Here is a 22,728-nt window from a genome sequence, read left to right on the forward strand (position 1 = left end):
TTGGTGCTACTGACTGACGACTGTTTTTATGCCCCACCCGCCCGACGTTTCTCGTCTTCGGCTCCACCATCCCGTCGCCGGGATGGTGATAGCGTATCGTTGCCGAAACGATAGGTGAGTGAAGCCGTAGCTATGCGCGTATCCTGGCGCTGATAGAATTGTTCAGCGTAATTGGCGTAGGCAGACGTAGCGTTTACCGGACTCGTATAGAGCACGTCTGTAACATTCAACTTCAGTGTCCCTTTCTTGGCCCACATCGTTTTCTGAAGACCCAGGTTAAGCTGCCCGAGCGGTCGAATATCCAGGAAACCATACAGTTGTCGGGATTGATAATTGCCGGTCAGGTCCGCTGTCCAGCCGCGACCCAGCGTAAAGGTACTGGTGCTGTTCAGCGTGAACGCAGGACGACCGCTGTTTAACGACGTACCAGCCAGCTCACCAACAAACCGCTGATAATACGCTACCAGATTATTATCCAGAGTCCACCAGCTTGCCGGTTGCACCGGAAGCGTCAGGGTAAAACCGTAGTAGTCAGATCGTGTCAGGTTCTGAAACGTCGATACCGCCTGCCGATTGCCTTCGGGAGCCGGTTGAACTACATCAATGATAGGCTGATCGGTGCGGCTGTAACTGACCGACGTAATAAACTTCTGCTTAAAGGTGTGGGTCAATTCAAAGTTGTAACTCGTCTGCGGGAACAGGGATGGGTTACCGGTGAAGTACGTAGTGGCATCAATATAAGCCCGAAATGGATTGAGCTGATTATACGTTGGGCGGTCAATCCGGCGACTCAGCGATACGCCCAGGTCGTGCGTTTTCGACAGCGTTTGCTTGATGAATACGCTGGGAAAGAGTTGAAAATAATACCGCTCAAAACTAGCATTCCCGATTACCTGTAGCCCCTTAACATCGGTTTGCTCCGCCCGTAATCCTGCCTGAAGCGACGTTTTATTGATCGTTTTACTGACGTTCAGGTAAGCTGCATTGATCTTCTCATCATATTGAAAATGGTTGCTCTTGCCTGTGTCGAGAACGCTTTGCCCTTCGCTTATATTCGTGAAAAGGACGTCATTGTCCGAATTCACCCAACTGAACTTTATACCCCCTTCCAGTCGAGCCTTATCGGATAACTTGTGGACATAATCGGCTTTGAACGAGCGTATATTCAGCCCACCGTTCAGATCCCCGGCTAACGTCGTTGAGGGACGGAGCGGCAGTGTAAACGATGTTTCCAGATTCTGGCGTCGGTGGGTTTCGTAATGAGCAAAATCAACGTCGGCAGTCAGCTCGCGTTTTCCGGTTGAATCGAAACTATGTTTTAGGTTAACATTGGCTGCTACGTTCGGCATCGACAAATTCCGGCGGTTGGCCGACTGATAGCTCGATTGCAGTTTCCCCTGCTCGTCGAAGGTTTGCGTAACGTTGGGTATCCGGGCCTCAGCATCCATGGCTAGACCACTTACCACCGCTCCCAGAAGCGTTCGTTTGTTAAGCGAATAGTCTACTCCCGCACGATACGTATTGGAGACATAATTCGTTCTGCCCAGATTTTCCTGATCGCTGCTGCCGATGAACTGCTGATTCTGGTAAAATCTCCGATGCAGGGTTAACTGCGTAAAAACGTTGCGGTCGCTGTAATTATAGTTGCCAAAGATGTTTAATTTCTTGTGACGATAGTTCAGGGAAAGACCACTCGTCAGTTTGTAGTAACGGCCATATCCATAGCTGCCGGTAATGCTTCCGTTCGTCCCCTGCCGACTGTCTTTTTTTAGTTTGATGGCAATGATGCCTGCGCTGCCAGCCGCATCGTATTTGGCAGGCGGGTTTGTGATCAGCTCAATTTTATCGATGGCATTAGCGGGTAAACCACGTAGCATCTCGCCCAGTTCAGCGCCGGTCATGGGCACTCGTTTGCCGTCAATGAGCACCAGAACTCCCTGCTTACCCCGTAGGGCAAGGTTATCGTTCTGATCGACGGTTACGCCCGGCGAACGGCTAAGCACCTCCAGCGACGTAGCGCCTGCGCTAAGTGGGCTACCATCCACATTGACCACAATTCGGTCGACTTCCCGTTCGAAAAGTGGCTTGCGGGCCTGTACCGTAACTTCTTTCAGTTGAGTTTTGCTACTGGGCTTTAACACGATAGCAGGCAATTTCTGGTCAGATGCTGACACCGAAAAAGGAGGGGTCTGGACCCGGTCAAAACCAACTTGTGAGGCTGAAATAAAGTATTGACCAACGGGCAGTTGTTCAAAGCGAAACGCGCCAGATGCGTCGCTAAATTCGGTTTTTACCACGACAGAGTCGGCTGCCCGATGTATGGCTATGGTGGCGAATTCAATGGTGGTGCCTTCCACGGCACGTACTATTCCCGAAACAATAGGGCCATTTTTGGCGTGAACTGACCTGTGTCCGGCCAGGAATACAACGAAAAGAAGACAAAAGCGTAGAGAAAACCTCATGCCGTAGGACGTTTAGGTTGCTGAGAAATCGATTTCGACAGAAAGAGTCAGAAATCGATCGGCAACGCGGCATTTCTCCACGAACGGACGAAAACGGGTATTAATGGAAGCGGATTGGTCTCTACTAGTGCATCGGCAGGGTTTTCACTTTACCACCCGCTACATCATCAACACTGTGGTGAATGATAAACGCATTCGGGTCTTCTTTGGTCACCATCGCGCGTAGACGGTTAATTTCCAGACGTGTCAGGACGATATAGATAATGCTGTCGATATCCTCCCGATTGCCATGCTTCCCATAGCCGCCCTGACTTTTCAACAGGGTTACGCCCCAGCCTTGCTCGATAATCCGTTCGCTGATAATGTTGTTGTGCTTGGAAATGATCATAACCGCCGTGTGCTCTTCAATACCATGAATAATAAAATCCACCGTTTTGTAGGCTGCGAAGTACGTAATCATCGAATAAAGGGCTGGATTGATGCCTAAGAAAAAAGCGGCAGCCGCAAAAATCAGTACGTTCAGCACTAATATAACGTCGCTGACCTTCAGTACGTGGCTACTCCGGCTGATGAGCAATGCTGCAATTTCGGTGCCGTCCAGTACTGCGCCACCTCGTATGGCCAGGCCTATTCCAGCCCCAATAAAGAAGCCGCCGAATATGGCGGTCAGCAATAGGTCGGGCGTTACGTCTGGAAAGGGGATAACGGCTAAACTAAGCGAAAGGCCAGCAATGCCCAGGGTGCTTTTGAGCGCAAATTGTCGGCCAAACTGGCGATAGCCTAACCCAATGAATGGCAGGTTGATGATCAACAACCAGATAGGAAGGGGAATGTCGAACAACGTTGCCAGTAGCATCGAGATGCCCGTTACGCCCCCATCAATAAAATGGCTTGATAACAGAAATCCTTTAATGCCCATGCTGGCACTTAGTATACCCGCGACGATAAAAATAGTATCCTTGACAGGACGATAGTACACAGATTGTCGAATCATAGAGAAGAGGGGGGATGGTGAGACTAGCCAATAGCACGTTCATCGTCAACCGTTCCTGATCGCTGACTGCCAACTATCGACTATTCACTAATACAACCCCTCTATCGACAAATAACGTTCTCCGGTATCGTAGCAAAATGTTAAAATTCGACTGCCCGGCGTAATATCCGGGAGTTTTTTGGCCACGGCCGCCAGCGATGCGCCCGACGAAATACCGATAAACGTACCTTCTTCTTTGGCCGAACGACGTACCATTTCATACGCTTCATCTTTGCTTACCTGAATCGTACCATCCAGTACATCGATGTGCAGATTTTGCGGAATAAATCCGGCGCCAATCCCCTGAATCGGGTGTGAACCCGGAGCACCACCGCTAATGACGGGCGACAATTCGGGCTCAACCGCATAGACTTTCAGGTTAGGAAACTTTTGTTTCAGAACCTGACCGACAGCGGTAATATGGCCCCCGGTTCCGACTCCGGTAATCAATACGTCGAAACCGTCCGGGAAATCATCCAGAATCTCCTGCGCGGTGGTGCGAATGTGAACGTCGATGTTAGCCGGGTTTTCAAACTGTTGGGGCATCCAGGCACCGGGGGTCTGGGCAACTAATTCGTGAGCACGCTCAATAGCCCCTTTCATGCCTTTCTCGCGGGGCGTAAGATCGAATTCAGCCCCGTAAACCGCCATAATTTTACGCCGTTCGATACTCATCGATTCTGGCATGACCAGGATAAGTTTATAACCTTTGACAGCCGCCACCATCGCCAGGCCAATACCCGTGTTCCCCGATGTAGGCTCAATAATGGTGCTTCCTGCGTTCAGCAAGCCTTTCGCTTCAGCATCTTCAATCATTGCCAGTGCGATTCGGTCCTTGATGCTCGCACCAGGATTCGCCCGTTCCAGTTTTGTCCAGACTTCGTAACCTGGAAATAGTCGGTTGATCCGTACGTGGGGCGTCTGGCCAATGGTGTCGAGGATGGTAGTAGCTTTCATAAAAGGGAGAAGAGGGAAGCAAGGAATAAAGGGAGGAGAGGGAAGAAAAGGTTTTTGTAAAATGCTCCCCTTCGTCTCTTTCCTCCCTTTATCTCTTTCTCTTTTTTAAATAACAAAATTGATGGGTTCGGCGGATTCAAGCGATTTAAGGCGAACTTCGGTCTGGTGCTGATGATAAACGAGTGAGTGCGCTTCAACGCTGCTCGTCAGCCACACGTTACCGCCAATAACCGAATCATGCCCGACCGTCGTGTGGCCCCCCAATATGGTGGCATTGGCATAAATCACTACGTTGTTTTCAATAGTTGGATGTCGTTTTTTCTGCGCCATCGATTTCGCTACGTAGGTAGCGCCAAGCGTGACACCCTGATATATTTTGACATTGTTCCCAATAATGGTGGTTTCCCCGATAACGACGCCCGTGCCGTGGTCAATGAAAAACGATCGCCCGATTTGTGCGCCGGGGTGAATGTCAATCCCCGTCTGCCCATGTGCATATTCGGTTAACATGCGGGGGAGGAGGGGTACATTTTGCTTCATCAGTTCATGCGCGATTCGGTAGACGGCAATGGCATAAAAACCCGGATAAACAGCCACGACTTCTTCGATCCCAACCGAAGCGGGGTCGTTATCGGCAATCGCGTGTGCATCGAGCAACAGACCATCGTAAATGGCAGGCAACTGCTCAAAAAATCGTTCTGTAATCTCCGTCGGGCTTTCCGGTAAATTCTTTTCTAACGGACAGAGCAAATTGATAAGCTGTTCATTCAAATGCTGATACGTTTCTTCGACGTGCTGCGAAATCGACTTGCAATCCTGCGTCACAGGAAAAAGTAAGCGCATCAGTTGATCGATGAACCGTCCGGCATCGGGTCTCGACGGAAGTTTATACCGGTAATGAGCGCGTTGCGTATGTAAATGTTCGAGAAAGGAACTGGTGCTGGTTGTCATCGATCGTATGTATTGCCGTAAAAAACAAAAGTAAGAGTAGAATCCATACCCCATTCTGAGGAGACACTACACTAAGAACTTATTCGTGTAACGTCTGGAATAGCATTCCTGATGGAATAAATTGTTGATTTTGAAACAAAATGCAACTCTTAAAGTTCGTGCACCTAACCTGGAATCGTATTTGCAACGCAAATTATCAAAACAAAATGAAGTGAATCGCTATGCTGATTAAAACTATAAGCCTGTTTGCCATATCGCTGGTGGCTACGTCTGTTGTGGCGTGGCTACTGGCCGTAGCATGCCAACCGGACAGGGCGTCTGACTATGTGGTGCAAGACTCGACGGACGCTGGTACTGGGACATTGGCGGCTAAGGCGGTCAACGCTTATCCAAAATTAACATTTTCATCACCCGTAGAGTACACGCACGCGAATGACGGGACGAACCGCGTGTTTGTGGTAGAGCAGGCCGGGCGTATACGCGTGTTTGAGAACGATGAGAAAACGGCATCGGCGGGTACGTATCTTGACATACGTAACAAAGTATCGTCTGGTGGCGAAATGGGCTTGCTGGGCCTAGCGTTCCACCCCGATTTTAAGCAGAACGGTTTTTTCTACGTCAACTACACCAAGAGCAATCCTCGCGAAACGATTGTGAGCCGTTTTAAGGCATCATTTGTCGGTGCAACCGAAGTTGATCCGGCGTCCGAAGTGATTCTGTTCCGGTTTGAACAACCCTACGCCAACCACAACGGGGGGAAAGTTTTGTTTGGACCTGATGGGTATCTATATGTAGCAACGGGAGATGGTGGTAGCGGGGGAGATCCTCAGAACAACGGTCAGAACCGTAGTAGCTGGTTGGGGAAAATTTTGCGTGTCGACGTGAACAGCACCAGTAAAGGGCACTACGGTATTCCGAACGACAACCCATTCAAAGGAAACTCGAACGGTTACCGGGAAGAAATTTTTGCGTATGGCCTCCGAAATCCCTGGCGGATTAGTTTTGACGAACAGGGGCGTTTGTGGGCTGGCGACGTAGGTCAGAATAAAATTGAAGAAGTAGACATCGTTACAAAAGGGGGCAATTACGGGTGGCGTATTAAGGAAGCTAACGCGGCTTATATGGCATCGGGCAACACCTTAAACGCATCTGAACTGATTGACCCCGTCTGGCAGTACACGCACGATAAGGGCGACGTATCGATTACGGGTGGGATTGTGTATCGGGGTTCGGCCAATCCGGCGTTACGTGGCAAATACATTTACGCTGACTATGCCAGCGGCCGAGTTTGGGCGTTAACGTACAATGGCAATAAAGCCACGAACAATCAGGAGCTTATTCCATCGGCGGGTTCGATCTCAGCCTTTGGCGAAGACCAGAAAAACGAATTGTATTTATGCGATCTCGGTTCGGGGAAGATTCTGAAACTGACCGGGAATTGACACGTAGCAAACAGCTAAATAAAGCGAAAACCTTTCGACTTGTAGTTAGCCGCGTTTTTGAGCGACTGGCACTACGTTCGAAAGGTTTTCGCTTTAGTGATTATTTATCAACCAGTGGATTGCGTGTATCGTCCTGTTTGACAGCTACTTATTGGTACTGAATATACATTGGCTTGGGGTCGAGTGCCAATACTTCTTCCGGTGTCATGATGCGCGAGCCTGGCTTACGGAAGTCATTTTTGTAGAATAACTTGAAGCCGGTGTATTGCACGGGTTCTTTCTGAATGTAATCATGATACGAGTCTTTTTTAAGTACGGGTGGGCCCCAGCCATCCATATCCATCACGATCTGTACGTTTGGATCGAGCTTGATATTTTTATAATTCTTGATCATGCCCTGCGTAAACCGGTGAACGACCAGCACTTTGGGCGGAATTTTATTTTCTTTGACAACCCGGCTTAGAAACTGCACGGCCTGATTCACATCGGCAGCATCATAACTACCAATTTTCGTTCCGGGTTTGGCCCCCGTTACCATCGAGAACTCAGGGTCGATACCCAAATGAACGAAAGGTAACTTGAGGTATTTTTCCAGATAAGCCATTTCACCGCCCAGAGGAGCATGCCCCCGCTGAATATCTAAAAACACAACGGCTTTGTGCTCATTGCCCCACTTTAGTACTTTTTTAATGGTCCTGTCCGACATCCGTAACCGATAGCCTCCATCTTTCCCCGGCAATCCCTGAGCCGAAATGGCTACCAGGTGCAGAGCGGGCTGAATAGGTGTAGCAGGATCGGCTTTCTGCCAGTTTTTAATTTCCTGGTCGAGTCGTTGCAGCATTTCTTCTTTTGGATATTCACCCAAAGCGCCCATCTTCTTGGAATGTGGGTTACCGTAATAAGCGAAGATGCGGTGTTTCGGCAGTAGAGCGCCTATTGGTGCATATGTTAGCGAATCGAGCGTAGAGTCTCCTGTAGAGACAGTTCGCGTAGAGCTAAGGGCATTACCTGACGGACTTTCTGCTCTACCCGAACCAGTCGAGTCAGTAGACGCTTCGGTGGTAAGTTTACCTGATTTGGACGAATCGTCCTGTTGAGATTGAGAAGAACAGCCAACGAGTTGACAAAAAGCCACTACAGTGAGCGCGGCTAAAGAAAAACGCATACTACTATAACAAATGATGAATGATTCACAAAAAAAGGGTTACACTCCGATTTGAAGGAATGTTAACCCTACACTGCAAGTATATACTCTTATCCTTACTTTTCAAAGGACTAATTCGCCCAGGCCCTGGCGGATAATCGAAAAGTCGTCGTTGGTTGCGTCAACGATCGTCGATGCTACGTTGCCACCATACCCCCCGTCAATCACAATATCGACCTGATTTCGGAACTTCTCAAAAATTAACTCAGGGTCAGTGGAATACTCGATAATTTCGTCTTCATCGCGGATCGACGTAGTGATAATGGGATGATCAAGTGCGTGCACAATCTGGCGTGGAATATCGTTGTCCGGCACGCGTATCCCTACCGTTTTTTTATTTGTATTAAGCAGTTTGGGTACGCTGCCCGTTGCTTCCAGAATGAAGGTAAACGGACCGGGCAACAGTTTTTTCATGAGCTTAAACGCCTGATTGCTAACCCGCGCGTAGTCGGCAATATGACTTAGATCGTAGCAGATAAAAGAAAAATCGTTCTTAGCCGGTTTGATGCCTTTAATGCGGGCAACGCGTTCAACCGCCCGTGCGTTATGGATATCGCAACCCATACCATAGATCGTATCGGTCGGGTAAATAATGACGGCGCCATCGCGTAACGCCTTCACGATATAGTCAATCCGGCGTTGATCGGGATTTTTAGGATATAGTTTAATGAATTCAGCAGCCATAGTCAGGTTTGTAGTGAGCTACAATCTCTTAACTACAAACGGCCTAAAGCGGTTTCGTTGCGCGAAAGGGAGCTTTATAGGATGACTGCCATTTGAGGTAATAGCGGTATAAACTATTGACAGGCATATGCAACTGGCTTAAACGTAACACCAGGCTGCTCAACCAGTCAGGCTGCTCGATCTGCTGAAGCAGTTTCCCGAATTGCAGGGCTAAATCAAACTGCTCGGCGTAGAATGACTTCCGAATAAAGGTTTGAATCCGGCTGGCTAAGCTTCGATATTCATCGGGAGTGGCGCAGCGGTCGAACGCTTTCTGACAGACCACCAATGTTGATCGGAGCAGGTCATTGTCGGGAAGAACGACTTGCGTTGACAACGAAGTTGATAGCTGACGTTTCTGTGTCAGCACTTCATCAACGTAGGCGTAGTGATAATGTCGTGACGAACGCACCCAGAAATCAAAGTCCTCGTAAGTGAGTGTTTCGTCGTAGCCACCCAGTTCGTCAAGGACATCTTTACGTATCATCATCGTTGGCGTACAAATAAAGTAAGACTCGAGGATAGGACGGAAAACATCGCCTGTCGGTACGCGCGAACAGGCATGACCGGTTGCATCAACAGCGTAATGAAAGCCTATTTCTTTCCCTTGAGCGTTGATATACGATGCATTGGAAAAGACGACGGCATAGGGACCCGATAACTGTTCGAAACAGGCGGTTTGTTTGGTAATGCGTCCTGGCAGTAAAACATCATCGGCCGAAAGGTCAACAACGTAACGACCTTTGGCCAGAGCCAGCCCCTGATTAAAGGCTTTGTTTAAGCCGAGATTAACGGAATTGAGAATAAAGCGAACGGCGGGGTGAGATTGCGTAAACGCGGCAATACGTTCGGCAGAACGGTCTGTACTGCCATTATCGATAACGATGAGTTCGACGTTGGGATAATCCTGATCAACTACGGATTGAAGCGCTTGCTGGACGTAATCTTCGTGATTATAACTTGTACAAATGACGGTCACCCACGGTTTGATCCGGTTCAGATACGGACTCATCGGCAGATGATTCGATTGATTGGTAACAGAAATCATAAAAAAACGGAACGCATTCTAATTCATTGAATGCCCAATCTATTGCGATGAAGAGAAATTTTTAGACAAAGTAAAGACTATACGTAAAGCGATTGTTTAAGTTTTGAGGGAACGGAAACATGTACGATAAATTAATAGGCTCAACCGCTACGTAGCGGGTGCGTTGTCCGTTGTTTTGGCTTCTACACTTGGGTTCTTCTCGCCTTCAAGATTGTAGAGCGCAATGTTCATATCGAAGCCAAGGATGAGCAGCAGGGAAACAAGATTTATCCAGATCATCAGCGCGATCAGCGTACCGATAGAGCCATACAGCTTGTTATAGGACCCAAAATTCGATACGTAGTACGAGAAACCGAGCGTTGTTAGTACGATGAGTATGGAAGCCGTTACAGCGCCCGGCATAATGAACGTCCATTTCAACGTTACGTCGGGACCAAACCGATACATAATGGAAACGACACCCACAAATACGGCGAAGACAACCAGGTAGCGACCGATAATCAGCAGGTTTATAAAAACGACGTTATCGAGAATGCCAAAATGCGTCAGGTACTCGCTCACGATTCCGCCAATGATCAGGACAACTACGGCTAGGATCAGCGCGAAAGCCAATGTAAAGGTTAACCCCACCGCTATCCCACGCACTTTAAAGAAACTCCGTCTTTCGTCCCATTCATAGGCCGAGTTAAAGGCCTGCATCAGCGCAACCACACCACTCGTAGCCGAGTACAGCGCCAATAAAAAACCCAGCGATAAAACACCACTCCGGGGCCGACTGATGATGTCGCGGATGGTTGTGTTAACCGTGTTGAACGTATCGCCGGGTAAAACGCGCTGTAGAGATCCCATGATCTGATCTTCCAGATTCGTAATGGGAATGTACGGGATCAGCGTAAAGAAAAAGATAACGGTTGGGAAGACGGCCAGAATAAGACTATACGAGACGGAGGCTGCCCGCTCCGTGGTATCGTTGTCAGAAATTTTGGCAAACATTTTCTTCAGAAACGTGTACCAGTCATTCCGGGAGTTAAACGGATGATGATCATACAGCCAGATACGAGCCCCCCGCATTGCCTGCAACCCCATTATTTTGTCGAACATAGTAGCGCTGGTCGTTAATCAATAGTCATCAGGTAACAGTCGTTAGGTGTCCGGAATTGATCTGGTATTGGCAAGCGACCGTCGTTTATTGACTGACGACTGACTACTTTGGTAACCTACGTCTCAAAAAAAGGTTTGGTGGCATCGACCAGTTCGGCGGGTGCGGCACAGGGGCGGCCCGTATCGGTACGGACAAATACGAGTGTCGTCTGCCCCGTGTTAAGCAACTGACCTGCCTGATTGAAAATCTCGTACGTAAACATCAACCGGGTTTTGGGGAGTTGCGGAATCGTAACGCGAACGGTCAGCAGGTCATCGTATTTCGCCGGTCGGATAAAGCGTGAATTGAGATCATAGACCGGCATTGAAACGCCCCCGTCTTCGACTTCTTTATATGCCAATCCAAGATGCCGGAGCATTTCAACCCGGCCAATTTCATAGAACCGGGCGTAATTTCCGTAATAAACGATCCCCATCTGGTCGGTATCGTAATAGCGTACCCGTATGTTCGTGACGTCGTGAGTAATCATAAAAAAGGAGGAAAGGGGGGAAAGGGAGTATTGGGAAGAACGGGGGCGAGAAAAGATCAATGCATCTGATTTTTCCCTTTCATCCCACTCCTCCCATTACTCCCTTTTTCCATTTTATTTCATAATCTTCATGCGTGTTAGCGCTGCCTGGTATAAGCGGGCATTGGCCATGTGTTCAGCCAGCGTTTTCGAGAAGGTATGGTACCCGGTAAAATTAGCGTTGACCACAAAATACAGATAGTCGTGTTGTTCGGCATTCAGAACGGCATCGATGGTTGCCGGAGACGGGAGGTTGATCGGTCCCGGCGGCAGACCCGTGTAGCGATACGTATTATAGGGCGAGTCGATGGCTAACTGCCGATTCAATAACCGACGGATGGTAAAATCACGCAGCGCAAAAATCACAGTTGGATCGGCTTCGAGTTTCATTCCTTTTTTTATCCGGTTCAGGTAAACCCCGGCAACGCGTGGCTGCTCGTCGCGTTTGTTGGTTTCAGCGGCCACAATGGAAGCCAGTACCTGCGCCTGGGTTTGAGTCAGTCCGAGTTCTTTGGCTTTGGCCTGGCGTTCGGGTGTCCAGAATTTTTTGTATTCCTTTCCCATGCGCTCCAGTAAGGCCTCGGGCTTAATGGTCCAGAACAACTCATACGTATTGGGCAGAAACATGCAAACGATGGTCGTGGTATCGAAACCGAACTTCTCACAGGTTGCCGGGTCGTTCAGGAGATTGCCGAGTGCATCAGGACCGAATTCAAACTTGCTACCCAGTCGCTGAATCAGATCGCTTTTTTGCCGCATGCTATTGAACGTGACTGGCATTGCATCCTGATTGCCGCTACGTAGTTTGACCAGGGCTTCCCGGTTACCCATCCTGGGTTTAATCTCGTAACGACCTTCTTTGACGAGTTCGGGATACTTCATCATCTTGGCCAGAAACCGGAACGAAGTTTCGTCGTTAACTACATTATAGGTTTTGAGCGTATCCATGACCGACTCAAACGTAGCGCCCTTTCGAATCAGGAGGGCAAAGGTTTTGTCGTCGTCCTTGACCTGAAGATTCGGACTTTTAAAAACCTGCCAGAAATAAAATGTGAACGTAGTGAGCAGAATAGAAACGGTAAGAAACAGGCCAATTTGAACGTTACGCGACATGTTGTAAATGATGAATTATGAATCAGGGCCGCCTGTGCGGATGAATTATGAATAATTGAGCATTAATTCTTATTCATAATCCATTTTGCAAATTTAGGGCAAAACAGAACCAATCAATCTATCTTTTATGAAGTATACGTTACTCTTGCTGTTCGTGCTGCTTGTTGAAAGCGATAGTCGTCGGCGTGTTTGGTAACAGGGGTTATCAAACGCCGTTGAGTCAAAGTTTACAGTTTCTGGCAAAGGATCTGTGCAGCGGGCTAACTTTGCACCTACAAACACCAAATCCCGACGGGGAGCTGTATCAATTTGTCAGCCGTTCACCAAGTATCCGCTCGCCGTGCTTCTCGCGGCCCTTCGCTTTACACGCTCTCGTTCTGGCTACTGTGTGTCAGTAACTTCCTGTTTTCGGCCAGCTTCTCGATGATGATCCCCGAATTACCCGCCTATCTCACCAAACTGGGCGGCCGGGAATACGTAGGATTAATTATCGCTCTCTTCACGTTTACGGCCGGCGTCTCGCGACCGTTTAGCGGCAAAATTACCGATACCGTGGGGCGGGTGCCGGTCATGGCGTTTGGATCTCTGGTGTGCTTTCTTTGCGGGTTTCTGTATCCGTATTTGATTACGGTAGGAGGCTTCCTGACGCTACGTCTGATTCACGGTTTTTCGACAGGCACTAAGCCGACAGCTACGTCGGCCTATGTTGCTGACGTCGTACCGGCCGATCGTCGGGGGGAGGCAATGGGCATGCTGGGCTTATTTACGGCGATGGGAATGTCGCTGGGGCCAGCGATTGGTAGCTGGTTAGCCACCGATTTTTCCATGAACGTCATGTTCTGGACCTCGTCGGCATTTGCCCTGCTGTCAATCGGTATTTTGCTGCAAATGCCTGAAACCCTGGTGAATCGGCAACCGTTTCGATTCGGGCTATTACGTCTGAAAAAAGAAGAAATATTCGATAAACACGCTCTGCCGCCGTTCATCGTGCAACTCTTGCAGGCCTTTTCGTCGGGCGTCATTCTGACCATCATTTCAACGCTGAGTACGTCGCTGGGCATTACCAACAAGGGGTTATTCTTTACGGTTTATACGATTGCTTCGCTGGGCGTTCGACTGTTGTTCAGCCGGACGTCGGATCGCTACGGTCGGGTTCCGGTATTGTTTATCTCATCGGCGATACTGGCCGTTTCCATGGTGCTGTTGATGCTGACGGATTCGACCATCTGGTTCTGGGCGGCCGCCATTTGTTACGGGATGTCCTGGGGAATGAACACACCGACCTTGCAGGCCTGGACCGCCGACCTGAGCAATGAGCACACCCGCGGTCGCGCCATGGCGACGGTCTACATTGCGCTCGAGGCCGGTATTGGCCTAGGCGCTGTTGCGTCAGGATGGTTGCTGAACCACGTTGCCAGCGAATCAGGAATTGCGGCATCCTTTGCTGCAGCAGGTCTGCTGGCATTGGTTGCCGTTGGTTATCTGGGCTGGTATTGGCAAAAAAGCCGGCAGCCAGTGCATCCTCACCGGGCCGAAGAAGATGAAACGACGTTGCTGGATGGCGAATTATGATGGACGAACTGGAACCGAAAATTCGTCCGTTAGTCGAAGCGCTGAACAAGACGGGATTGTTACGTACATTTTCGAGTTGTGAGGGCCATTTTGATCCCGGCGAGCAAACCATCGTTGATCGCAATCGAGCCGAAATCCGCTTTGTTCCAGCTGATAACGTATCGGCGAATGATGTAGAAAAACTGCTGGCCAGCGTACTGACACAGTTCAAAACTCGGCATGGTTTACTACCTGTTCATCTGACGGCGTACAAATTGTATACGCCAATAGACGAAGACAGCACTGAGGAAACGTTTGTCCTCGAACTGCGTCCATTCAATCGATTCGACCCCCCTGATCGGAAACGTAGTGATACCGACCGGGCCATTGAGCAGACTACAAAGTTAGTAACGCTTTATTCACGACTGCAATGAACTGGAATACCGACCTGTACACCCAAAAACACTCGTTTGTTTATCAATACGGCGAAGGCCTGCTCGAACTGCTTAATCCACGACCTCATGAACGAATCCTGGATCTCGGCTGTGGCTCTGGAGAATTAACCCAGCGGATCGCCGAATCGGGAGCGCAGGTAATTGGGATCGATTCATCGGCAACGATGCTGAACAAAGCGCAGGCTCAATTCCCGACGCTTACGGTACATCAAATGGATGCCACGAATTTTTCGTTTGATGATCCTTTCGACGCCATTTTTTCAAATGCCGTTTTACACTGGGTGCCGGATTATGAAGCTACTGTTCGACAGATGGCCAAAGCACTGAAACCGGGCGGTCGGCTGGTACTTGAATTTGGTGGAAAAAATAACGTAGCAACCATCGTAAATGCGGTTGCCAGGCAGCTGGAAAAATTTGGCTATTCGTTTACACCCTTCTGGTTTTTCCCGTCTATAGGGGAGTACACGCCGGTTCTGGAACAATACGGATTTAAGGTCCGATTAGCGCAACACTACGATCGCGACACGTTGCTAAACGATCCGGAGACAGGTTTGGCAGACTGGATCGAACAATTTGGACCTTACTTTTTTAAGAACGTAGCGTCAGCTGATAAAGCCGCTATTCTTGAAGCGATAAACGACGATCTTCGGCCGGCCCTGTTTCGCGATGGACGCTGGTACGCGGATTACAAGCGCATCCGGATTGTGGCGGAGAAAACGTAGCGTGGGTCTTCAGCCCGCGTAGCCGTAGCTAAAATTGGTAGTCACAACTTAGCCTGCGGCTACGCGGGCTGAAGACCCACGCTACCTATCCCTACAAAATAAACTGGCTCAGATCCCGATTCTTCACCAGACCATTCAGCTTTTCACCAACCAGCTCTTTCGTAACGACAACCTTGGCGTTGGCGCCAATGACGTCGGGAATGTCGAACATGAAATCGTTCATGAGGTGGCTCAATACGGTTTGCAACCGACGGGCACCAATATTTTCAACTTCGCTATTCACTTCGAACGCAATGCGAGCCAGTTCACGTAACGCGTCATCCTGAAACGTCAGTTCAACGTTTTCGGCGGCCAGCATCGCTTCGTACTGCTTGGTCAGCGCGTTTTTAGGCTCTTTCAGAATCTGATAAAAATCATCTTCTGACAGGCTTTGTAATTCCACCCGAATTGGGAAACGTCCCTGTAATTCGGGAATCAGATCACTCGGTTTGGCTATGTGGAAAGCTCCGGCCGCTACAAATAGAATGTGGTCAGTGTGAATGACGCCGTATTTCGTGTTCACGGCGCTGCCTTCTACAATCGGCAGCAAATCGCGCTGAACCCCTTCGCGGCTAACATCGGGACCGCCACCGCCGTTGCCTGAGCGGGCAGAGGCTACTTTGTCGATTTCGTCGATGAAAATAATCCCGGCGTCTTCGGCTTTGCGGATGGCTTCTTCTTTCACCTCGTCCATGTCAATGAGCTTGGCGGCTTCCTCTTCAAGCAGGATTTTGCGGGCTTCGGCAATGCTGACTTTCCGCTTTTTGCCCCGCTTCGGCATCATGTTGCCGATCATTTCCTGGATGTTCATCATCGACAGATCATCGACAGCACCGCCCATCACGCCAATGTTCGGAACCTGACTTTGCTGTACGTCGATGTCAATTTTACGGTCGTCCATTTCGCCCGAGCGAATTTTCTCGCGGAACCGTTCGCGGGTTCGTTCGTTTATTTCGGCATCAGGATCACCGTTTTTCTCATTTTCGAAGCCTAAATGCTGGCCATTGGCTGGTTTCACGGGCGGAATCAGAATATCCAGAATGGCATCTTCAACCTGCTGTTGCGCTTTCACCTGAACCGATTCTTTCTTGGCGTTCCGCACCATGTTGACGGCCTGCTCAACCAGGTCACGTACCATGCTCTCGACATCGCGTCCGACGTAACCGACTTCCGTAAATTTCGACGCTTCTACTTTAATGAAAGGAGCGTCGGCAATTTTGGCTAACCGACGGGCAATCTCGGTTTTGCCAACGCCGGTAGCCCCAATCATCAGGATATTGTTGGGAGTAATTTCACGTTGCATATCGGTTGCACTATTCATCCGACGCCAGCGATTGCGAAGCGCAATCGCTACGTTCCGTTTTGCGTCGTTTTGGCCGATAATGTACTGATCTAGTTCGGCGACAATTTGCCGGGGAGTAAGGTCTTTGAGTGATTGGGTCATTGAATACGTAAAACGCTATTAACCGGGCGCTTTTAGGAAAGAAACACAGGAAATACAAAATTGTGCCAATGGTACGGAAAAAATGGGATTTTACTCGTTATCATTGCAGAACCCGCTTGATACTAAACCGTTAATTATTTCTCAGCATGAAGTTCAGTCAAACACTCTTTTTTCTCCTTTACGTTACAATAGTCTTTGCTCAACCGCCCATTCAATTAATTCCACAACCGGTTAGTGTTCAGCCTCAAAGCGGTGTTTTTACGCTTACCAAGTCAACAACGATTCACTATAATCAGGCGGACGGACGCGCGGTTGCCGAGATGCTCAGTCAGCAACTAAACGTACCGACGGGTTTCGGTTTATCGGCAAAAGAAGGGAAATCCGGTAAGATTCAGCTAAACCTGAACGCTACGCCCAATTCACAACTGGGCGGGGAAGGCTACACGCTCGATGCTTCGTCAAAAGCAGTTGTGATTACGGCGAATCGCCCGGCGGGATTGTTCTACGGCATACAGACCTTAACGCAACTGCTACCGAAAGAAATTGGCAGTAAAAAAGTTGTTACGGCTACCTGGACGCTGCCCGCTGTTAAGATTACCGATTATCCACGCTTTGGCTGGCGTGGCATCATGCTCGACGTAAGCCGTAATTTCTTTACGAAAACCGAGGTTAAACAATACATCGACCAGTTGGCAAAGCTGAAATACAATACGTTCCACTGGCACCTGACAGACGATAATGGCTGGCGAATTGAAATTAAATCCTTACCTAAACTAACTGAAGTAGGAGCCTGGCGTGTACCACGGGCGGGTCATTTCGGTGATCGTGCTGACCCCAAACCGGGTGAGCCTGCTACGTCCGGTGGGTTTTATACCCAAGACGATATTCGGGAAATTGTTGCCTATGCGCAGGTACGTAACGTAACGATTGTACCCGAAATCGACGTACCCGGACACAGTATGGCTGCTCTTGCGGCTTATCCCGAATTGAGCTGTACAAAAGCGCCGGTGACCGTAAATCCCGGAACGCCGTTTTCGGAATGGTACGGCAACGGTACGTTTAAGATGAAAGTCGAAAACACGCTGAACCCTTCCGATGAGAACGTGTATGCGTTTCTGGATAAAGTCTTTACCGAAGTAGCCGCGCTTTTCCCAAATCCATACATTCACGTTGGGGGCGATGAGTGTTACAAAGGCTACTGGGCCAATGATCCTGGTTGTCAGGCATTGATGAAGCAACTGAACATCCGCCACGTTGAAGATTTGCAGGGGTATTTCATGAGTCGCGTTGAGAAGATTCTGACCGCCAAAGGCAAGAAACTGTTGGGCTGGGACGAAATTCTGGAAGGCGGCATTTCGCCCGGCGCTACGGTGATGAGCTGGCGGGGAATAAAAGGCGGTATCGAAGCGGCTCATGCAGGTCATAATGTGGTGATGACGCCCAGTACGTTTGCTTATCTGGATTACAACCAGGGCGACCCTACCATCGACCCGCCGATTTACGCAAGCCTCCGCACGCAGAAAAGCTACAGTTACGAACCAGTTCCCGATGGCGTCGATGCCAAATACATTTTAGGTGGGCAGGGCAACCTCTGGACAGAGCAAATTCCGACCTTACGGTACGCCGAGTACATGACCTATCCGCGCGCCTGGGCGTTATCCGAGGTGTTCTGGTCGCCGAAGACGGTTAAAAACTGGCCTGATTTCGTGCAGCGTATGGAGAGTCATTTCGATCGTGCCGACGTAGCGCAGATAAATTATTCGCGGGCTATTTATGACCCGATCATCCGAACAAACATCAAGGACGGCAAACTACAACTGGAGATGGCGGGCGAAATTCCGGGCCTGGATATGTACTACACGATTGACGACACGATGCCCGATCAATTCTCAACAAAATACAGCCAGCCCGTTAATCTCCCGGATGGACCCATTACCCTACGGGTTGCTACGTATCGTTCTGGAAAACCCATAGGTCACCTGATTACACTCAAACGGGATGACTTGCAGAAGCGGGTGGGACGTTTTTGAACGTCCTAATTAGACTAGTCCTTCGTACACATCGCTAACCTTCATTGTAATCCCAAGCGCACGTATCTCGAACGACTCAATTAATTCTGTGTAGAAAGCGTACTCCCATTTCGTGCCGGTGCGCTGGTAAACTTCAATGAGCCATTCGGCTTGGGAGACGATTAGGTAACACTCTACGGAAGGCATGCCGATATATTCATGAAATTTCTCGTCGTGATCAACGCCAGAAGAATTTTCGGAAGTTACTTCAACCGTCACAACCGCCCGATTGACGACATGCGTATCGTCATCATTGTCATCGGCAGGAGCAACCATGATGTCTGGATAACGATATTTTCGACCGGGTATAGTAAGAAGTTTAAGATCGTGATTATAAACCTCAAATGATTTACCCTTTACGCCTAGGCGTAAAGTCATATAAATATTCCCGGCGATTTTATTAGCTTTCTTTGGTTCTCCTGGCATCTCAATAATAATTCCATCCACGAACTCGTGCTTTACCTCCGACGATTTTTCGAGCTCAAGGTATTCTTCCACGGTGTAGATGCGCTTTTGAATTTCTTCCGCGATCATATTGAGTTGATTTGGTTATTGGAAAAAGTGAAAGTAATACGTTTAACTGTAAAATCAAACAAGTCACAAAAGCGATGACTTCGTTACTTTATCAGCCGATCCAGATCGATACGTAATGACAATTGGCTCGTACCCGCCGTTGGGACCGACGTAAACCGTCCATAAGTTAATTGGAATCCACGCGCCTGCACGGATGCTCCGAACGAAATCCCCGCTCCGCCACCGCCCGTTGTGAGTTTTCCTTCCTGTCGTCTCTGGTGGTTATAGCCGATCAGTAGATTTACGTTGCGATGGATCAGCAGCTCGGCCCCAATGATGAGATGGCGGGCTATTTTTTCGGTGACGTTGGTTGGTTGCGGAATGGGATTTCCGCTGAGGTCATACCGAACGTTCAGATTGGGGTCATTGTAGCTAATGTCAAAACGCTGGAGATGGTGGGCCGTGAGTGTCAGACGGATCGGTGCGTGACGGGGTTTTAACGTAACGCCAGCCTGTAAATCGAACGGCAAGTCTGTATCGGTTGGACCATAATTTTTTACCAGATAGCCAACATTTTTAGCCACCAGCCCAAAGGCCAGTTCCTGTTTCGGATGTCGCCAAATACCACCCAGATCAGCTAGAACACCAAACGCAGAATACGTTTCAATCGCCGAGCCAACCGCTTTAATAGTAACCCCCAGTGTGAAATTGCCTTCGGTACGTGCGTGACTGATACTCAGCGCGTAATCGTTCGCCGTGAACGTACCGAGTGTATTCCCGACAGGATCGGTCATTGTCATCTGGCCATAGGTGAGGTATTGTAAACCAGCCGCCCATTTGCCCTTACTGGTCACAGGAAGACCATATTGAAGCGTGTAGTATTTGGCTGCTGCCAGATAAGGCATCAGGCTGATGGCTAGCTGATTGTGGCCAATTGAATCTGCCAGAGCGGGATTGTTGAGGTGATACGAACCATCAGGTCGGGTTGCCGATGCCAGCTGACCGCCGAGTGCTGCTACGCGGGCATGCGTTGGCAGATCTAAAAAGGAAAAGACGCGCTGTCCTCCAATCGGCTGGGCAAAAGCTGACGGAATAAAGGCAAGAGCACCAAGAAAGACGTAGCACCAGAAACGCAAAGGATGAGCCGCAGTTGTATTCGACAAAGGTCAGAAAAAAAGACGTAGGACGGTTACGATCAGGTTACTCTTAAAAACTATATCCGACCTTTACGCCGTAGGCTACACTGATAAGCGCGTAGGGCGTTTCCGAAAAGGAATTAAATACGTCATAACCAGACGAGTAATAATAGTACGAATCTACAGATTTCTCGGCCCGCTCGATGGTGCGCCAGCGTACCCCCAGACCTATGTATAGGTCAATCAGCAGCCGTGGATTATCCGCAGAGAAGACGAATTGACGACCAAACTTAATGTGCCCTCCCCCCACATACTTTTGCAACGGAGCCGAAAAAAGCTGATAATACTGACAGGGGCCTGTCGTACAGCCAATGCCGATCGTGCCATTTTCGCGGACGTTGACCTGTTTATAAAACCCTTCCAGCGCAACGTATTGGCCTACTGGCCTGTTTGTTTGATGAAGGTAATACCGCCATTCAACCCGACCCCGCCAGATTTCACGATCGCTGTATCGGGCGTTTTGAGTAGATCGCCAGGCGTTCAGCGCCTGCCAGCCATAGCCTAGCTCAAGCTGTATACCATGACGCTGACCAACGAGTCGCTCAGCGCCGAACTGAACGGTATTATCAGGGTCGAGCAAGCTGAGAGGAGCAAACTTCACTACCCAACGCTGAGACTCTTCAGCATCGAGGGAAGGCAGAGGAAGAGACGGGGCGGATTGTGCCTTTGCCGCCAGTATATCTGCTAAAAATAATCCCAAACACCCGATCAAATAGAGTTTTTTCATGGCGCAACGGCTATTTTGCTGAGTAGCTTCAACTGCGTTCGGTCTGCGTAGCCATATTGGTAAATACCGTCCGGCCCCGTCACAATCAGCCGTTTCTGCGTCGGAATGACATCATAGGCTTTTACACTATCGAAGTATTGTATTTCCCGGACGCTGGTTGGATCACTGATGTCCATGACCCGCAGGCCATAATCACCTTCTCCCACAAACAGGAACGTACCATCGACGCCGAGCCCGTGCGGGTTTTTCATGGGATAACTACGTAGCAGTTTTGGACTGGACAGATTGCTGATGTCTACTACATCGAGGGAATTGAAAGCCGTGTTTCGACAGGTTGTGCCGCTCCGAAGCGTTACGTAAGCATAATTCCCTTGGGCCACTACCGGGTCGCAGCTTTGAATATGCGTATAAAGGGATACCTGTTTGGGGCTGCCGGGCTGCACAATGTCGTAAATGAACATGCCTGTTTGTGTACCGATAAAGAGATTGTTCCTGTACGGAAAAATCGTTTCTACGCCAAAACCAAGAGAGACATTAGCTCCCTTTTTTGGGTTGTCACTGGCCGAAATGTCGTACGTCTGTAAGGCCGTATTGCTTACCGTATACAACGTATTGCCACTGATCGTGAAGCGGGCTGTCGAACCGCCTACACCAGCTCCGGGCGACATGGAGTCGCTGCTCCCTTTTTCACAGGCCATCAGTACGACAAGCGTCAGCAGAACGTAAAGAGTTGATTTCATAGCCTTTATTTGATAGCTCTGGTATGAAGTATGCTGAAGACAGCTCAATTACCGATAGCATTGCGGGTTTTCGATCGACGCTTTCTCCCAGCGAATAACTACGCCCCGATCCCGGTCTGCGCACTCGAACCGAACGTTCGTTGCCAACGGATAAGCCGAGTACTCAAAAGCGTTTTCAATACGTTTCACAAGCCGTACGTTACGTGGATCCGCAATGTTGAGCGCTACCAGATCCAGTACGTTATCGGCGTAAAGCGTGCTGTCTTTAACGGATAGTTCGTGATTTCCTGGAATGGAAATAAAGGACAGCTTTACCGGATTCTGTGGATCGCTGTTGTCGATCACGTGAATTCCGCTGCCTACCTCGTTGATGAACAGATAATTGTCTTTTACATAAATCTTACCTGCATTTTTGAGTGGCTGAGGAGCCAGGGTTTGCACCGTGCGGACGTCTGCATACGGGGCATAAACGGGCCGATATATCTCTCCCGTGGTGGGTGGGCCAGGTGGAGAATAGTGTTTGCAGCCGTCGAATACTATACAAACGACCATTATGACAAATAGGAGAAGTCGATTCATGGCGCAAACGTGTTTAGTAAGCGTAATGATACAAAAACAAGCGAGACCGTTGGAATCAGTAAGAAAAATTAACTTTGCTACTACTTGATT

General features: G+C 49.2%; 21 protein-coding genes. 5 read left to right on the forward strand and 16 right to left on the reverse strand.

Going from position 1 to position 22,728, the window contains the following annotated elements; all coding sequences use genetic code 11:
• Positions 1-26 precede the first annotated feature (26 nt).
• The 4 genes from IC230_RS14840 to epsC form a co-directional block, all read right to left on the reverse strand.
• Positions 27-2,462, reverse strand: a complete 2,436-nt coding sequence (locus tag IC230_RS14840) for an outer membrane beta-barrel protein (RefSeq protein WP_191039826.1) — start codon at positions 2,460-2,462, stop codon at positions 27-29.
• 124 nt (positions 2,463-2,586) lie between these two features.
• Complete coding sequence (locus IC230_RS14845; protein WP_191039827.1) at positions 2,587-3,456, reverse strand: YitT family protein; 870 nt, start codon at positions 3,454-3,456, stop codon at positions 2,587-2,589.
• Positions 3,457-3,543: 87 nt separating this feature from the next.
• A complete protein-coding gene (gene cysK, locus IC230_RS14850; RefSeq protein ID WP_191039828.1) occupies positions 3,544-4,452 on the reverse strand; it encodes a cysteine synthase A in 909 nt (302 codons plus the stop codon).
• 105 nt (positions 4,453-4,557) lie between these two features.
• The gene (epsC, locus tag IC230_RS14855; protein WP_191039829.1) at positions 4,558-5,403 is read right to left on the reverse strand and encodes a serine O-acetyltransferase EpsC; all 846 of its coding nucleotides are present in this window, start codon (positions 5,401-5,403) and stop codon (positions 4,558-4,560) included.
• Positions 5,404-5,624: 221 nt separating this feature from the next.
• Here epsC and IC230_RS14860 point away from each other — a divergent pair, with 221 nt between their 5' ends.
• Positions 5,625-6,845, forward strand: a complete 1,221-nt coding sequence (locus IC230_RS14860) for a PQQ-dependent sugar dehydrogenase (protein WP_191039830.1) — start codon at positions 5,625-5,627, stop codon at positions 6,843-6,845.
• Between the two features lie 148 nt (positions 6,846-6,993).
• Here the strand turns inward: IC230_RS14860 and IC230_RS14865 are convergent, their stop codons facing one another.
• From IC230_RS14865 to mltG, 6 genes are all read right to left on the reverse strand, one after another.
• Positions 6,994-8,010, reverse strand: coding sequence for a hypothetical protein (locus IC230_RS14865; protein WP_191039831.1), 1,017 nt, complete (start codon positions 8,008-8,010; stop codon positions 6,994-6,996).
• 102 nt (positions 8,011-8,112) lie between these two features.
• Positions 8,113-8,733, reverse strand: coding sequence for an L-threonylcarbamoyladenylate synthase (locus IC230_RS14870; RefSeq protein WP_191039832.1), 621 nt, complete (start codon positions 8,731-8,733; stop codon positions 8,113-8,115).
• Positions 8,734-8,776: 43 nt separating this feature from the next.
• Positions 8,777-9,820 carry a glycosyltransferase family 2 protein gene (locus IC230_RS14875; protein WP_223860663.1) on the reverse strand — a complete coding sequence of 348 codons (1,044 nt, stop codon included), beginning with the start codon at positions 9,818-9,820 and terminating at the stop codon, positions 8,777-8,779.
• 147 nt (positions 9,821-9,967) lie between these two features.
• Positions 9,968-10,921: a YihY/virulence factor BrkB family protein gene (locus IC230_RS14880; protein ID WP_191039833.1), complete on the reverse strand. Its 954-nt coding sequence runs from the start codon at positions 10,919-10,921 to the stop codon at positions 9,968-9,970.
• Between the two features lie 116 nt (positions 10,922-11,037).
• Positions 11,038-11,451, reverse strand: a complete 414-nt coding sequence (locus IC230_RS14885; RefSeq protein WP_191039834.1) for an acyl-CoA thioesterase — start codon at positions 11,449-11,451, stop codon at positions 11,038-11,040.
• A 114-nt stretch (positions 11,452-11,565) separates the two neighbouring features.
• Positions 11,566-12,603, reverse strand: coding sequence for an endolytic transglycosylase MltG (mltG, locus tag IC230_RS14890; protein ID WP_191039835.1), 1,038 nt, complete (start codon positions 12,601-12,603; stop codon positions 11,566-11,568).
• Positions 12,604-12,912: 309 nt separating this feature from the next.
• On the opposite strand from mltG, the gene IC230_RS14895 reads away from it, so the two are divergent.
• From IC230_RS14895 to IC230_RS14905, 3 genes are read left to right on the forward strand one after another with little or no spacing between them, the layout of a single operon-like run.
• On the forward strand, positions 12,913-14,175 hold the full coding sequence (locus IC230_RS14895; RefSeq protein ID WP_191039836.1) for an MFS transporter: 1,263 nt from the start codon (positions 12,913-12,915) through the stop codon (positions 14,173-14,175).
• Positions 14,172-14,588, forward strand: coding sequence for a hypothetical protein (locus IC230_RS14900; protein ID WP_317171799.1), 417 nt, complete (start codon positions 14,172-14,174; stop codon positions 14,586-14,588). Before IC230_RS14895 ends, IC230_RS14900 begins: the two co-directional genes overlap by 4 nt.
• Complete coding sequence (locus IC230_RS14905) at positions 14,585-15,331, forward strand: class I SAM-dependent methyltransferase (RefSeq protein WP_191039837.1); 747 nt, start codon at positions 14,585-14,587, stop codon at positions 15,329-15,331. Before IC230_RS14900 ends, IC230_RS14905 begins: the two co-directional genes overlap by 4 nt.
• Positions 15,332-15,422: 91 nt before the next feature.
• Here IC230_RS14905 and hslU read toward each other — a convergent pair whose 3' ends face one another.
• Positions 15,423-16,814: an ATP-dependent protease ATPase subunit HslU gene (gene hslU, locus IC230_RS14910; protein ID WP_191039838.1), complete on the reverse strand. Its 1,392-nt coding sequence runs from the start codon at positions 16,812-16,814 to the stop codon at positions 15,423-15,425.
• Positions 16,815-16,960: 146 nt separating this feature from the next.
• Here hslU and IC230_RS14915 point away from each other — a divergent pair, with 146 nt between their 5' ends.
• Positions 16,961-18,844 (forward strand): beta-N-acetylhexosaminidase, encoded by a 1,884-nt coding sequence (locus IC230_RS14915; protein ID WP_191039839.1) that lies wholly within the window; start codon positions 16,961-16,963, stop codon positions 18,842-18,844.
• Between the two features lie 9 nt (positions 18,845-18,853).
• On the opposite strand, the gene IC230_RS14920 is transcribed toward IC230_RS14915, so the two are convergent.
• The 5 genes from IC230_RS14920 to IC230_RS14940 all read right to left on the reverse strand — a co-directional run bounded on the left by IC230_RS14920 (position 18,854) and on the right by IC230_RS14940 (position 22,638).
• Positions 18,854-19,417 carry a Uma2 family endonuclease gene (locus IC230_RS14920; RefSeq protein WP_191039840.1) on the reverse strand — a complete coding sequence of 188 codons (564 nt, stop codon included), beginning with the start codon at positions 19,415-19,417 and terminating at the stop codon, positions 18,854-18,856.
• An 83-nt stretch (positions 19,418-19,500) separates the two neighbouring features.
• Complete coding sequence (porQ, locus tag IC230_RS14925) at positions 19,501-20,559, reverse strand: type IX secretion system protein PorQ (protein ID WP_223860664.1); 1,059 nt, start codon at positions 20,557-20,559, stop codon at positions 19,501-19,503.
• Positions 20,560-20,602: 43 nt separating this feature from the next.
• The gene (locus tag IC230_RS14930; protein ID WP_191039841.1) at positions 20,603-21,319 is read right to left on the reverse strand and encodes a DUF3575 domain-containing protein; all 717 of its coding nucleotides are present in this window, start codon (positions 21,317-21,319) and stop codon (positions 20,603-20,605) included.
• Positions 21,316-22,059, reverse strand: coding sequence for an LVIVD repeat-containing protein (locus IC230_RS14935; protein ID WP_191039842.1), 744 nt, complete (start codon positions 22,057-22,059; stop codon positions 21,316-21,318). The genes IC230_RS14930 and IC230_RS14935 overlap by 4 nt, the downstream gene beginning before the upstream one ends.
• 48 nt (positions 22,060-22,107) lie before the next feature.
• A complete protein-coding gene (locus IC230_RS14940; protein ID WP_191039843.1) occupies positions 22,108-22,638 on the reverse strand; it encodes an LVIVD repeat-containing protein in 531 nt (176 codons plus the stop codon).
• Positions 22,639-22,728: the final 90 nt, after the last annotated feature.

Source organism: Spirosoma validum (assembly GCF_014699035.1).
Lineage (GTDB): Bacteria > Bacteroidota > Bacteroidia > Cytophagales > Spirosomataceae > Spirosoma > Spirosoma validum.